The following is a 13,793-nucleotide window of genomic DNA, read 5'->3' as shown; positions in this document are numbered from 1 at the left end:
CTGCCGCTAGGCTGCGAACGGACGTGAAACGGCCGCCATTCAGGCCCATCTGGGTGACCGAATGACGACTGTTTCGCCACTGATCGCAGCCTGGCGGCAGCGGCTACAGCTGGCGGTACAGCCTTCGAACGTTTCGGTTAGCCCGGATCGCGGAAGTCGGGGTGAAAATTGGCCGGGACGGCCACGCTGACACCACTGCGGGTAGCAATGTCGATACCTTCGCTGGCCACTTCGGCGAGGAAGTCGATCTGCTCCGGGGTAATGACATACGGTGGCAGGAAGTACACCACGCTACCCAGCGGGCGTAGCAGAGCACCGCGGGTCAGGGCATGCTCAAAGACCTTGAGGCCGCGCCGTTCTTGCCACGGGTAGGCCGTCTTGCTGGCCTTGTCCTGAACCATTTCGATCGCCAGGGCCATGCCGGTCTGGCGTACCTCCGCTACATGCGGATGGTCGACCAGGTGCGCGGTGGCGCTGGCCATGCGCTGGGCAAGTGCCTTGTTGTTCTCGATGACGTTGTCCTGCTCGAAGATGTCCAGGGTCGCCAGCGCCGCCGCACAGGCCAGCGGGTTGCCGGTGTAGCTGTGCGAGTGGAGGAAGGCGCGCAGGGTCGAGTAGTCGTCGTAGAAGGCGTTGTACACCTCGTCGGTGGTCAGGCACGCGGCCAATGGTAGGTAGCCACCAGTCAGGGCTTTGGAGAGGCAGAGGAAATCGGGGCGGATGCCGGCCTGCTCACAGGCGAACATCGTTCCGGTGCGGCCGAAGCCGACGGCGATTTCATCGTGAATCAGGTGCACACCATAGCGGTCGCATGCTTCGCGCAGCAGCTTGAGGTACACCGGATGGTACATGCGCATGCCGCCGGCACCCTGGATCAGCGGTTCGACGATCACCGCCGCTAGGCTATCGTGATGTTCGGCCAGGGTTTGCTCCATGGCCTGGAACATTGTGCGTGAGTGGTCTTCCCAGCTCACGCCTTCCGGACGCAGGTAGCAATCAGGGCTTGGCACCTTGATGGTGTCGAGCAGCAGTGTCTTGTAAGTTTCGGTGAACAGCGGCACATCACCCACAGACATCGCCGCGATGGTTTCGCCGTGGTAGCTGTTGCTCAGGGTTACGAAGCGCTTCTTTTCTGGCAGGCCTTTGTTGAGCCAGTAGTGGAAGCTCATTTTAAGTGCTACTTCGATGCACGAAGAACCATTATCGGCGTAGAAGCACCGGGTGAGCCCTTCAGGCGTGAGCTGTACCAGGCGTTCGGACAGCTCAATTACCGGTTGGTGGCTGAAACCGGCGAGGATCACATGCTCAAGCTGGTCGACCTGGTCTTTGATGCGCTGGTTGATCCGCGGGTTGGCGTGGCCGAAGACGTTGACCCACCAGGAACTGACAGCATCGAGGTAACGCTTGCCTTCAAAGTCTTCCAGCCACACACCTTCGCCGCGCTTGATCGGGATCAGGGGCAGGTGTTCGTGGTCTTTCATCTGGGTGCAGGGGTGCCACAGAACCTTCAGGTCACGTTGCATCCACTGTTGATTGAGGCCCATTTCTATTCTCCTGGCGACGACTGCGCGGACATGCGGCGCAAGCCTATGCAATGCGTCGGCTGAGGACAACCCACGGCGTGCATTCGGCTTGCTGGCGTCACTGGTGATGGCGCTTGGCCTCGCGTATCCTTCGGCTATTCTTTCCAGGGGGATCCCCCCCTAACTGTCTGCTTGAATCCGGAGTTCGCCAAAATGTCTGCTCGGTGGCTGCGCGCCTGTGCGCTCGTAATGATAGGACTGTTCAGCGGCGTCGCGCTGGCCAAAGACAAAACGCCGACGGCAATCGTCATTGGTGGCGGTCTGGCTGGTCTGACGGCAGCGTATGAACTGCAGGGTAAAGGCTGGCAGGTCACCGTGCTGGAGGCCAAATCCGGGATGGGTGGGCGTTCGGGCTTGGCCACCAGCGAGTGGATCGGCAACAGCAAGGCTCAGCCGGTCCTCAACCGGTACCTCGACACGTTCAAGATTGAAACCCTGCCGGCGCCAGAGTTCGTCCGTACGCCGGGCTACCTGATCGATGGCGAGTATTACAGTTCGAGCGACCTGACGACCAAGCAGCCTGCGACCGCCGAGGCGCTCAAGCGTTATGAAAAGACTCTCGACGACCTGGCGCGCTCTATTGACGACCCGCAGAACCCTGCGGCCAACAGCACCTTGTTCGCGCTCGATCAGCTCAACGTGTCCGGCTGGCTGGACAAGCTGCAACTGCCGACCACCGCTCGTCAGTTGATCAATCAGCAAATCCGTACGCGTTATGACGAGCCGTCACGTCTGTCGCTGCTCTATTTCGCCCAGCAGACGCGTGTTTACCGCGGTGTCAGTGACCGCGACTTGCGTGCTGCACGCTTGCCCGGTGGCAGCCCGGTGTTGGCCCAGGCGTTCGTCAAGCAGCTGAAAACCATCAAGACCAGTTCACCAGTCAGCGCCATTATCCAAGACAAGGATGGCGTCACCGTCAAGGTCGGTAGTGTCGGCTACCAGGCTGATTACGTTGTTCTGGCCGTACCGCTGCGTGCCCTGGCGAAGATCCAGATGACCCCGGGCCTGGACAGCAAGCATCTGGCGGCACTCAAAGGTACCAACTACGGCTGGCGCGATCAGCTGTTGCTCAAATTCAAGACGCCGGTGTGGGAGAGCCGCGCGCGTATGACCGGGGAAATCTTCAGCAATACCGGCCTGGGCATGCTGTGGATCGAACCGGCACTTAAAGGTGGGGCTAACATTGTAATCAATCTGTCGGGTGACAACGCACGTTTGCTGCAGGCCTTCGGCGACAAGCAGATGGTCGACCAAGTGTTGATCCGCATGCATGCGTTCTATCCACAGGCACGCGGTGCCTTCACCGGTTACGAAGTCCGGCGTTACAGCACCGACACTAACATGGGCGGTGCCTACCTGGCCTATGGCCCGGGTCAGATCAGCAAGTTCTGGCGTCTGTGGGAGCGTCCGGTACAGCGCGTCGCCTTCGCTGGCGAGCACACTGATGCCCTCTACCCAGGCACCCTGGAAGGTGCCTTGCGCAGTGGTCAGCGCGCAGCCAGCCAAGTCCAGGACCTGGCGGCTGGAAAATCCTTTGACCCGGCCAAAGCGGCCCCCATTGCTGCCGCCACGGCAGTAGCGGCCAGCAAGGGTAACTTCTTCACCAATCTGTTCGGTGGATCCTCTGACAAATCGGCCACGGCCGCTGAGCCTGCGAAGAAAGAAGACAGCAAACCAGGCTTCTTCTCGCGGATGTTTGGCGCTGACGACAAGCCGGTCGAGAAACCTGCGGCCAAGGCTGCAGACGCCGCGGCGGCGCCCGTTGCCCCTGCGCCAGCAGTAGCGCCGGTGGCCACGCAAGCGCCAGTGAAAGCGGCACCTGCCAAGGCGTCGGTCAAGCAGGCACCAGTGAAAAAGCCAGTGGCCAAAAGCGAGCAGGCGAAGAAAGCAGCGGCCAAAACTGCACCGGTCAAGAAGGCAGCCGCCAAGGTTGAGCCAGTGAAAAAGCCGGTGGTCAACATCCAGGCCAAAGCTCAGTAATACAGTTAGCGTATCGCGGTAACGCCGGCCCCCACAGGTGCTCAATGCATGCAGTGCCTGTGGGGCGTCCAGGCTGTGAGATCCTTCCTTCCCCAGTAGTTAATGTTTCCTTAATAAGGCTGTTAAACACTAACAATCGTTTTTCTCGATCGTTCAAAGCGAAATTTTCCGCTTTAATTCGATAGATAACGCGTTAGTCTTGAGCACAGTTCTTACAGGGAAACACGGCAATGCAACTGCGCAATTCTACGTCTCGTTATGGCTTTGTCAGCATCTTCCTGCACTGGGGGGTTGCGCTGGCTGTCTTTGGCTTGTTCGGTCTAGGCTTGTGGATGATGGGGCTCGACTATTACAGCCCATGGCGTAAAGACGCGCCTGACCTGCACAAGAGCATCGGCCTGGTGCTATTGGCTGTCATGTTGCTGCGTGTTGTCTGGCGCTTCATCAGCCCGCCGCCTCCAGCATTGCCGAATCATGGCAAATTGACTCGCGCGGCCTCCAAGGCGGGGCACAGTCTGCTTTACTTCGGCCTGTTCGCGGTGATGATCGCCGGTTACCTGATCTCTACTGCCGATGGCGTGGGTATCCCAGTGTTTGGTCTTTTCGAAGTACCTGCGCTGGTCAGCAACTTGCCCGATCAAGCAGATGTAGCCGGTGAAATCCATTTCTACCTGGCTTGGGGCCTGGTGATTTTTGCCGGGTTGCATGGTGTGGCAGCCCTGAAGCACCACTTTATCGACCGTGACGCGACCCTGACACGCATGTTGGGCCGCAAAGCTTGATGTTCAACCTCAACTCCAAAGGATATAGACGCATGTTGAAAAAGACTTTTGCCGCTCTGGCGCTCGGTACCGCACTGCTTTCGGCCGGCCAAGCCATGGCTGCAGACTACAAGATCGACAAGGAAGGCCAGCATGCCTTCGTTGACTGGAAGATCAGCCACCTGGGTTACAGCTTCATTCACGGTACCTTCAAGGATTTCGATGGTTCCTTCACTTGGGACGCGGCCAAGCCTGAAGCCAGCAAGATCGCGGTTGACCTGAAAACCGCCAGCCTGTGGTCCAACCACGCTGAGCGTGACAAGCACATCGCCAGCAAAGACTTCCTCGATGTAGCTAAGTACCCAGAGGCCAAGTTTGTCTCCACCAACGTCAAGTCGACCGGCGAGAAGACTGCTGACGTGACTGGCGATCTGACCATGCACGGCGTGACCAAGCCGGTCACCTTTAAGGCTACCTTCAATGGCGAAGGCAAGGATCCATGGGGCGGTGAGCGTGCTGGCTTCAACGCCACCACCACCCTCAACCTGAACGACTTCGGCATTAAGGGCCCAGGTCCTGCGTCCCAGACCTTGGACCTGGATATCTCGGTTGAAGGCGTCAAGCAGAAGTAACATCGTTGTACGCAAACAAAAACGCCGCCCCTAGGGGCGGCGTTTTTGTTTGTGCGATTGCTGATCAGCGGTTACGCGTCAGCAGTGCAGGCTTCTCGCCACGCGGACGGCTTGGCAATTGCTCAAGCTGCTCGGCAGTTGGGAAGCGGTCGATCTTCGACTCTTTGTGCATGATCTTCGGTTGCGGCTGGCCTTCACGCGGATTGCGTACAGCCGGTTCGCCCGATGCGTTGTCGCTGTTCGGACGACGATTGCGACCACCACCACCACCACCACCGCCGTCACGGCGCTGCTGGCCACCGCCACCATTGCGTGAACCACCGCGTTTTTCACCTGAGGCCGAACCGCCAGTGCCGCTACCGGTGCGTGGACCGTTGTTGCGGCCTTGGCCGCCGCTACGTGGTTGGCCACTAGCGCCAGCGCCGGCACCGGTCTGGGCAGGAGCGCCCGGACGACGATTGCGGCCCTGGTTGCCTTTGTTCTGGTAAGGGCTGACGTAGTCGGCGCGGTTGCCGAAGTTGTCCACTTCGTCATCCAGGAACTCTTCCGGATCACGGTTGGCTGGCGCAGGTGGTACGCCTGCTTGGGCGGACTGGGGCTGACGTGGCTTTTTATTGTCACGTGGCTTGCGTTCCTGACGACCACCGGCAGATTTCTCTGCGGTTTTTTCCTTGTCCTTGTCGCGACCTTTTTCCTTGCCCTGATCTTTGCCTTTGTCCTTGCGTCCACCGTTGCCGGTGTTGGTGCCATCGGCACGCTGACCACGGCCGCCGCGCGGGTTGTTCTGAGGACGTTCGCGGACTTCAGGTTTCTCGGCTTCAACCTTGGAAGCATCAAAACCCATCAGGTCGCCATCTGGAATCTTCTGGCGGGTAACGCGCTCGATGCTCTTGAGCAGCTTCTCTTCGTCTGGAGCAACCAGCGAAATCGCTTCACCCGAGCGACCGGCACGACCGGTACGGCCGATACGGTGCACGTAATCTTCTTCGACGTTAGGCAGCTCGAAGTTGACCACGTGAGGCAACTGGTCAATGTCCAGGCCGCGAGCCGCAATATCGGTAGCAACCATGATACGCACGGTGCCGGCCTTGAAATCGGCCAGGGCCTTGGTACGGGCATTCTGGCTCTTGTTGCCATGGATGGCCGCAGCGGTCAGACCGTGCTTTTCCAGGTACTCGGCCAGGCGGTTGGCGCCATGTTTGGTGCGGGTGAAGACCAGAACCTGTTCCCAGGCACCGGTGGTAATCAGGTGAGCGAGCAGGGCGCGCTTGTGGCTGGCCGGCAGGCGATAGACCCGCTGCTCGATACGCTCAACTGTGGTGTTGGGTGGCGTAACCTCGATGCGCTCGGGGTTGTGCAGCAGCTTGTCGGCAAGGTCGGTGATGTCCTTGGAGAAGGTTGCCGAGAACAGCAGGTTCTGACGTTTGGCTGGCAGCCGCGCGAGAACCTTCTTCACATCGTGGATGAAGCCCATGTCGAGCATGCGGTCGGCTTCGTCCAATACCAGCGTTTCGACGTGGGACAGGTCGACGCTGCCTTGGCCGGCGAGGTCGAGCAGGCGACCCGGACAGGCTACCAGCACATCAACACCACGGGCCATGGCCTGAACCTGAGGGTTCATGCCGACGCCACCGAAGATGCAGGCGCTGACGAATTTGAGGTCGCGGGCATAGACCTTGAAGCTGTCGTGAACCTGGGCGGCCAGTTCACGTGTTGGGGTCAGTACCAGAACCCGCGGCTGGCGAGGGCCATGGCGCTGGGATTTGTCTGGGTGACCACCTGGAAACAGGCGTTCGAGGATCGGCAGGGCGAAACCGCCGGTTTTACCAGTACCTGTCTGGGCGGCGACCATCAGGTCGCGACCTTGCAACACGGCGGGAATGGCCCGCTGTTGCACCGGAGTGGGCTGGGTATAGCCTGCTGCCTCGATGGCGCTGACTAGAGCCTCGGAGAGACCGAGGGAAGCAAAGGACATGAGCAATCCTGTTCTTAATAAGGGCTAAGCCCGATGGGATAATCTTGCCTGGCGCGACGGGCATCGGGTGATGCTATCGCGTCCGGTCCAGCAGGGTCTTCAATGCGCATCCGGAGTAGGGCGGGCGGGCTCTTGGCCGCGCTGTCCTGCCGGTCGGGATGCCTTTTGCAAGGCCGAGCGTCCGGGCGTAAGCCTGGCGGGAAGGCCCGAGTATAACAGAGCATTCAGGGCGTGCTGCGTTCCTGCTGCTCAACGGTGGTTCGAAAGTTGTCAGCACCCTTGTCATAACGGGCATTCAAGGCGGCATAGGCCGGTTCAGCCTTGAAGCGGCGCAACTCAGCGTCGAAGCGTTGCATTAACAGATCCATGCCAGCGTTGCGACGTACCGCCAGGTACTGACTCTGGCGGCTGACCAGCAATGGCAGTTCGCTGATCTGCTCGTCCAGGCCCAGGTTTTTAGTGAGATAGCGACCGACTCGGCGGTCGGTGATCAACAGGTCGATACGCCCGCGCTGCAACTTGCCGAAGTTGGCTTCATGGGTTGGGGCGGGTTCGCGGATAAACAATGGCGAGTCGTTGAATGCCGGTGCATAAGAGTAGCCTGGGGACGTGCCGACGGTGAGGCCACGCAGGTCTTCCAGGCGGGAGACTTGATGCGGACGGGCAGTGGCGTAGAACAGAGCAAATTCCACGTTCGACAGCGGCTCGCTGGGGAAAAACAGCTGATGGGTACGCTGTTCGGTATAGAAAATATCCAGGATGCCATCGGCCAGGCCTTGATCGATCATGGCCAGACAGCGTTTCCAGGGCAGGAATTGCCACTCCACTTCGACACCCAAGCGCTTGAATACTTCGACTGTGACGTCGTAGTCGATGCCTTTGGCCTGCCCATTCTCCAGGTACACATAGGGTGCCCAGGGCTCGGTGACAATACGCAGTTGCTCACCGTGGGCAAAAGCACTCAGGCAAGTGAGCAGCACAGCGGTCAATAGGCGGGTGAAGTCTGGCATAGCTGGAGATTACGACGTGCAAACGGTAATGGCTAGTAGACATGTGCTTTACGCCTTGTAGGTGTTCAGCGTTGTGATCGCTTTAGCAGCGACTCCCTGACAGTGCCGTGTTTGCTGCCCAGGCCCAGGCGCATACCGGGGCGATCGAACCACTGGTGCAGTTTTTTATGGCACAGCGGCTGTGAATGACGGGCATTGGCGTTCTCCAGTGCCTTGTCCCACCAGGCCGGGGCGCTGGCGCGATCAAACTCGTTGGGATATTCGTAACAGCCGTACATCAGTTCGCGCAGGAACTGACGCTGTTCGCTTGGCAGGGTCAGGCTCAGTGCCTTGTAGCCCAGACGTCGCAAGGTGGGTGGTTTTGGCAACTGGGTGTTGACCCGCGCTACATCTTCCAGCGCCTCACGACTTAGCGGTGCTTGTTGGTGCTTGGCCAGCCAGGCCTGAACCTTGGCCCTGAACAGCTGTTTGCGGCTCCAATAGTGATGGAGCAGATCGGTGCACTGATTGACGTGCATTTGCCGATAGGCCGCCACAGACAGGCAGAACTCTTCAAGGGTGTAAGCACCCTGGGCATGGGGGTAGTACTCATCCATCAGGGCAATGGACTGATCCAGTAGTGACGCATCTTCCTGTACCAGGCCGATGACGCCAGAATTGAGCAGGCTCATGCTGTGGTCAGCCAGCCCGCGGGCTGCGAGCATGGTCGCCAGGCTCTGGTGCAGCCGGCACTGCTTGTTGTCACCGAAGTTAGCGCCGATGGCATTGCACAACAGGGTGCCTGGCTTGATACGCCGGAACAGTTCGATGGGGGACTGGTGAAAGAAGGTGTCGGTGTCGATCAGTGCTGCCACCGGCGCGTTGGCCAGTACCTGGCGCAAGACTACGTGCTTGCTGCGAAAGTGATAGCCATAGGGCTGGTTCCAGGCTTCGCGGGTGCTGGCGTCCAGGGGGTGAACGGTTACCGGGAGGTGCTGGTAGGGCTCCAGGCTGTCACTGTAGACCTGGATGTCCAGCGCTTCACCTGGCGTCTTGTGCAGATTGGCCAAGGCACTGACGATGCTGAACTGCGCTTCCTGATGGTAGGTGTGGGCACCGAAGACGAGGTAAACGAGTTGCGGGCGAGCAGGGGTATGTCCTTTTGGCATGAAGCGCGACAGTCCATTGGATAGATAAAAGCAGAAAAGGCCGTAGCGTAAGCTAAGGCCTTTTCAGTATCCCGCGGTAATTGTTACCAGGGGTGTAGCGGTCGATCAGCGGGGCAACTTGAGGTTGTTCCAGATCGCCAGGCTAGGATCAGCCTGGTTGAGGGTGTAGAAGTGCAGCCCTGGCGCACCCCCTTGCAGCAGTTGTTCGCACATGCGGGTAATGACCTCTTCACCGTATGCCTGGATGCTGTTGACGTCATCGCCATAAGCTTCCAGCTGCTTACGGATCCAGCGTGGGATCTCGGCACCACACGCGTCGGAGAAGCGTGCCAGCTTGCTGTAGTTGGTGATCGGCATGATCCCTGGTACGACTGGAATGGTCACGCCCAGCTGCTGCACGCGCTCGACGAAGTAGAAGTAGCTGTCGGCGTTGAAGAAGTATTGAGTGATGGCACTGTCGGCACCGGCGTTGGCCTTGCGCACGAAGTTGTTCAGGTCATCTTCAAAATTGCGCGCCTGGGGGTGCATTTCCGGGTAGGCGGCGACTTCAATGTGGAAGTGGTCAGCGCTTTCCTGACGGATGAACTCGACCAGCTCGTTCGCGTGGCGCAGTTCGCCGCTGGCCATGCCCATGCCCGAAGGCAGGTCACCGCGCAGCGCGACAATGCGCTTGATGCCGGCAGCCTTGTACTGGGTCAGCAAGCTGCGCAGGTCTTCCTTGCTGTCACCGACGCAGGACAGGTGCGGCGCGGCAGGGATCTTCACTTCGCTTTCCAGCTGCAGCACGGTGTTGAGCGTACGGTCGCGGGTCGATCCACCGGCGCCGTAAGTGCAGGAGAAGAAATCCGGGTTGTAGCTGGCCAGCTGGTGGGCAGTGGCGAGCAGTTTTTCATGTCCAGCATCGGTCTTGGTCGGGAAGAACTCGAAGCTGTAACGACGTTCCTGAGACATGGCGAAATCCTGGTATACCGATCAAGCAGGCCAGCCCTGAAGCTGGCTTACAGAAAAAAGCCGGTATCGCTTACAGCGACACCGGCTTTGGCCCATCAGTAGCGGTAGGCGTGTGGCTTGAATGGCCCTTCAACAGTGACGCCGATGTATTCGGCCTGTTGTGGGGTCAATTGGGTCACCACGCCGCCGAAGCCGCGGACCATTTCCAGGGCCACTTCTTCGTCGAGTTTTTTCGGCAGCACTTCAACCGTCAGGCGCTCGGCTTTCTGAGCGGCTGGCAGATCGGCGTACTTCTGGCCGAACAGGAAGATTTGTGCCAGTACCTGGTTGGCGAAAGAACCGTCCATGATGCGGCTAGGGTGGCCAGTGGCGTTACCCAGGTTAACCAGACGGCCTTCAGCGAGGAGGATCAGGTAGTCGTCATTTTGCGGGTCGAAGTCGCCAGCGCCGGTACGGTGGATCTTGTGAACCTGCGGTTTGACTTCTTCCCATGCCCAGTTCTTGCGCATGAAAGCGGTGTCGATTTCATTGTCGAAGTGGCCGATGTTGCAGACCACAGCGCGCTTTTTCAGGGCCTTGAGCATATTGGCGTCGCAGACATTGACGTTGCCAGTGGTGGTCACGATCAGGTCGATCTTGCCCAGCAGTGCTTTGTCGATGCTTGCTTCGGTGCCGTTGTTGATACCGTCGATGAATGGCGAGACCAGCTCGAAACCGTCCATGCAGGCTTGCATGGCGCAGATCGGGTCGACTTCGCTGACCTTGACGATCATGCCTTCTTGACGCAGCGACTGGGCCGAGCCCTTGCCCACGTCACCGTAGCCGATGACCAGGGCTTGCTTGCCCGACAGCAGGTGGTCGGTGCCGCGCTTGATGGCATCGTTCAGGCTGTGACGGCAGCCGTACTTGTTGTCGTTCTTGCTCTTGGTCACCGAGTCATTGACGTTGATGGCCGGAACTTTCAGCTCGCCCTTGGCCAGCATGTCCAGCAGACGGTGTACGCCCGTGGTGGTTTCTTCGGTCACGCCGTGAACGCGGTCCAGTACGGCTGGGTATTTTTTGTGCAGCAGCTCGGTCAGGTCACCGCCGTCGTCGAGGATCATGTTGGCGTCCCATGGCGCGCCATCCTTGAGGATGGTTTGCTCCAGGCACCACTCGTACTCTTCTTCGGTTTCGCCTTTCCAGGCGAACACAGGGATACCGGCAGCGGCGATGGACGCTGCAGCCTGGTCCTGGGTGGAGAAGATGTTGCAGGACGACCAGCGTACTTCGGCACCCAAGGCAACCAGGGTTTCGATCAGCACGGCAGTCTGGATGGTCATGTGGATGCAGCCGAGGATTTTCGCACCTTTGAGCGGTTGCTCTTGCAGGTACTTGCGGCGCAGGCCCATCAGTGCAGGCATTTCCGATTCGGCGATGATGGTTTCGCGACGACCCCAGGCAGCCAGGGAAATGTCAGCGACTTTGAAATCGGTAAAACCGGCAGGCGTAATTACAGCGCTCATGAAGAGCCTCCATTCGTAGTGTGCGAATGGGCGCCGTTGTGCGTTTAGTGTCGGCAGGCAAGCCTGGCCAGACAACGCCCCATCCGAGCCTGACAGGTTGAACCTGCTGCAGCGCCCCTCGGACAGGTGGCGGGAACGGTATCAAGTGCAGATGACCGTTTTAAAGCGATGGCGATTATAGCTGTGCCAGCGCATCTGCCCAAGGCTTTCTGTCGATTAATCGAGACCATAGTCGATGTTAAATGGAGGAGGGCAGCAGGCTCTGCCATCATTAGCGTCATCGATTGGCAAGACGGTCAGGAGTAACTATGAATTTTCACACCCGCAAATGGGTCAAGCCCGAAGACCTCAACCCCAATGGCACCCTGTTCGGCGGCAGCTTGTTGCGCTGGATTGATGAAGAGGCAGCGATCTATGCGATCGTTCAGTTGGGCAACCAGCGTGTGGTGACCAAGTACATTTCGGAAATCAACTTTGTGAGCGCCTCGCGTCAGGGCGACATCATCGAGTTGGGTATCACGGCCACCGAATTTGGCCGCACTTCGATCACCCTCAAGTGTGAAGTGCGCAACAAGATTACCCGCAAGAGTATCTTGACCGTGGACAAGATGGTCTTCGTCAACCTGGGTGAGGACGGCTTGCCAGCGGCCCACGGGCGGACCGAGATCAAGTATGTCCAGGATCAGTTCCCGGACTCCGCCGTAGAATAACGCCCCTAGGACTGCCCTGTAGCGGTCCGTCGCCGGCAAGGCCGGCTCCCACAGGTCCTGAGTGTGTCGGGCTGTTGTGGGAGCCAGCCTTGCCGGCGATTGCGGTTTCACGGCCGCTCGGTAACCCCGCGTACCACCCGCCCGATCGTCAACCCCTGCAACAGGATCGACGACAGCACCACGATGTAGGTGATGCTCAGCAACAGATCACGCTCGGTGCCCGACGGCAGCGACAGCGCCAGTGCAACTGACACGCCACCGCGTAAACCACCCCAGGTCAGTACCCGTACCGTGCCGCGCGGCACTGTGCGCCAGCGGCGCAGCATGACGATGGCCGGCGCCACGGTCAGCAAACGCGACAGCAGGATCGCCACGGCCAGCACGCCGGCCGCTGCCAGGTGCATCCAGGAGAACGGCAGCAGCAACAACTCCAGGCCGATCAAGGCGAATAACAGCGCGTTGAGCATGTCGTCGATCAGCTCCCAGAAGCCGTCCAGGTAACGCCGAGTCATCTCGTTCATCGCCAGGTTACGGCCCAGGTTTCCGATGATCAGGCCTGCCACCACCATCGCGATCGGCGCTGAAACATGCAGCTCATAGGCCATGGCCGAGCCACCGATGACCAGCGCCAGGGTCAACATCACTTCAACCTGATACTGCTCGATGCTTTTGATCATGCGGTAAGTGACGTAGCCGATCAGGCCGCCGAACAGCACTCCGCCAATGGCCTCGCGGGCAAACAGGATGGCAGTTTCGCTGACACTTGGGGCTTCCCCCAGTTGAGCAATACCCAGCAATACGGTGAAGACCACCACGGCAGTGCCGTCATTGAACAGCGACTCACCGACAATGGTGGTTTTCAGCGGTTTGGAGGCGTTGGCGGTACGCAGGGCGCCGAGTACGGCAATCGGGTCGGTCGGCGAAATCAAGGCACCGAACAGCAAGCAGTACAGCAGGCTGACGTGCCAGCCGAACAGGGCAAAGATCCAGTGCGCCAGGTAACCGATGACCACCGTTGCGATCAACACGCCGACAGTAGCCAGCAAGCCAATGGGCCAACGGTAGCTGCGCAAGTCGGCAAGGTTGACGTGCAGGGCGCCGGCAAACAGCAGAAACGAAAGCATCCAGTGCATCAGCAAATCGTTGAAGTCGATCTGGCTCATCAAGCCTTGCACGCGTTCTTCCAGGCCGGGGTAGCCAATCACGCTCAGACCTTGCAGCAACAAGGAAAACAACAGTGCCGTGACCATCACGCCGATGGTCGGTGGCAGGCCGATGAAGCGGTAGTTCAGGTAAGTGAGGAGTGTCGTCAGACAGATAAACGCAGCAACAAGCTCAAGCATTCGGGGTCCTGTAATGGCTTTCAATTTGGCACCCGATCCTATCGGGCAGCCCTTTGAAGGTTTGTCGATGGCGTGGGGACACAGTTTTTTGACTGCAGGCGTTGACCGCGTCCTGCGCGATTCGTTTCCATCGCAGGCAAATGTGCGCGACGTGGCGCCGAGGGAAATGCTTAGATAGCGGCTGGCCATTGACGA

General features: G+C 59.2%; 11 protein-coding genes and 1 riboswitch. Of the genes, 4 read left to right on the top strand and 7 right to left on the bottom strand.

Annotated elements, in window-relative coordinates; translation table 11 throughout:
- Positions 1-137: 137 nt before the first annotated feature.
- Complete coding sequence (locus CX511_RS24120) at positions 138-1,544, bottom strand: adenosylmethionine--8-amino-7-oxononanoate transaminase (RefSeq protein ID WP_045181974.1); 1,407 nt, start codon at positions 1,542-1,544, stop codon at positions 138-140.
- Positions 1,545-1,736: 192 nt separating this feature from the next.
- Here CX511_RS24120 and CX511_RS24115 point away from each other — a divergent pair, with 192 nt between their 5' ends.
- The 3 genes from CX511_RS24115 to CX511_RS24105 all read left to right on the top strand — a co-directional run bounded on the left by CX511_RS24115 (position 1,737) and on the right by CX511_RS24105 (position 4,956).
- Positions 1,737-3,563 carry a flavin monoamine oxidase family protein gene (locus CX511_RS24115; RefSeq protein ID WP_101293778.1) on the top strand — a complete coding sequence of 609 codons (1,827 nt, stop codon included), beginning with the start codon at positions 1,737-1,739 and terminating at the stop codon, positions 3,561-3,563.
- Between the two features lie 230 nt (positions 3,564-3,793).
- A complete protein-coding gene (locus tag CX511_RS24110) occupies positions 3,794-4,345 on the top strand; it encodes a cytochrome b (protein WP_101293779.1) in 552 nt (183 codons plus the stop codon).
- A 32-nt stretch (positions 4,346-4,377) separates the two neighbouring features.
- Positions 4,378-4,956, top strand: coding sequence for a YceI family protein (locus CX511_RS24105; protein WP_045181981.1), 579 nt, complete (start codon positions 4,378-4,380; stop codon positions 4,954-4,956).
- Between the two features lie 64 nt (positions 4,957-5,020).
- On the opposite strand, the gene rhlE2 is transcribed toward CX511_RS24105, so the two are convergent.
- The 5 genes from rhlE2 to ahcY all read right to left on the bottom strand — a co-directional run bounded on the left by rhlE2 (position 5,021) and on the right by ahcY (position 11,545).
- Positions 5,021-6,931, bottom strand: a complete 1,911-nt coding sequence (gene rhlE2, locus CX511_RS24100; RefSeq protein ID WP_101293780.1) for an RNA helicase RhlE2 — start codon at positions 6,929-6,931, stop codon at positions 5,021-5,023.
- Between the two features lie 224 nt (positions 6,932-7,155).
- Entirely contained in the window at positions 7,156-7,941 is a 786-nt protein-coding gene (locus CX511_RS24095; protein WP_045181985.1) for a substrate-binding periplasmic protein, read from the bottom strand.
- 65 nt (positions 7,942-8,006) lie between these two features.
- Positions 8,007-9,089 (bottom strand): hypothetical protein, encoded by a 1,083-nt coding sequence (locus tag CX511_RS24090; RefSeq protein ID WP_045181988.1) that lies wholly within the window; start codon positions 9,087-9,089, stop codon positions 8,007-8,009.
- Between the two features lie 105 nt (positions 9,090-9,194).
- Positions 9,195-10,040: a methylenetetrahydrofolate reductase [NAD(P)H] gene (gene metF, locus CX511_RS24085; RefSeq protein ID WP_045181992.1), complete on the bottom strand. Its 846-nt coding sequence runs from the start codon at positions 10,038-10,040 to the stop codon at positions 9,195-9,197.
- A gap of 95 nt (positions 10,041-10,135) precedes the next feature.
- Positions 10,136-11,545, bottom strand: a complete 1,410-nt coding sequence (gene ahcY / locus CX511_RS24080) for an adenosylhomocysteinase (RefSeq protein ID WP_045181993.1) — start codon at positions 11,543-11,545, stop codon at positions 10,136-10,138.
- Between the two features lie 21 nt (positions 11,546-11,566).
- Positions 11,567-11,671: riboswitch (S-adenosyl-L-homocysteine riboswitch) on the bottom strand.
- 182 nt (positions 11,672-11,853) lie between these two features.
- On the opposite strand from ahcY, the gene CX511_RS24075 reads away from it, so the two are divergent.
- Positions 11,854-12,255, top strand: a complete 402-nt coding sequence (locus CX511_RS24075) for an acyl-CoA thioesterase (RefSeq protein ID WP_016501956.1) — start codon at positions 11,854-11,856, stop codon at positions 12,253-12,255.
- A gap of 107 nt (positions 12,256-12,362) precedes the next feature.
- Here the strand turns inward: CX511_RS24075 and CX511_RS24070 are convergent, their stop codons facing one another.
- On the bottom strand, positions 12,363-13,598 hold the full coding sequence (locus CX511_RS24070) for a cation:proton antiporter (protein WP_045181998.1): 1,236 nt from the start codon (positions 13,596-13,598) through the stop codon (positions 12,363-12,365).
- Positions 13,599-13,793: the final 195 nt, after the last annotated feature.

This window comes from Pseudomonas sp. S06B 330 (assembly GCF_002845275.2).
GTDB lineage: Bacteria > Pseudomonadota > Gammaproteobacteria > Pseudomonadales > Pseudomonadaceae > Aquipseudomonas.
Note: the sequence above shows the minus strand (reverse complement) of the source record. Positions and strands in the feature narration are given on the sequence as shown.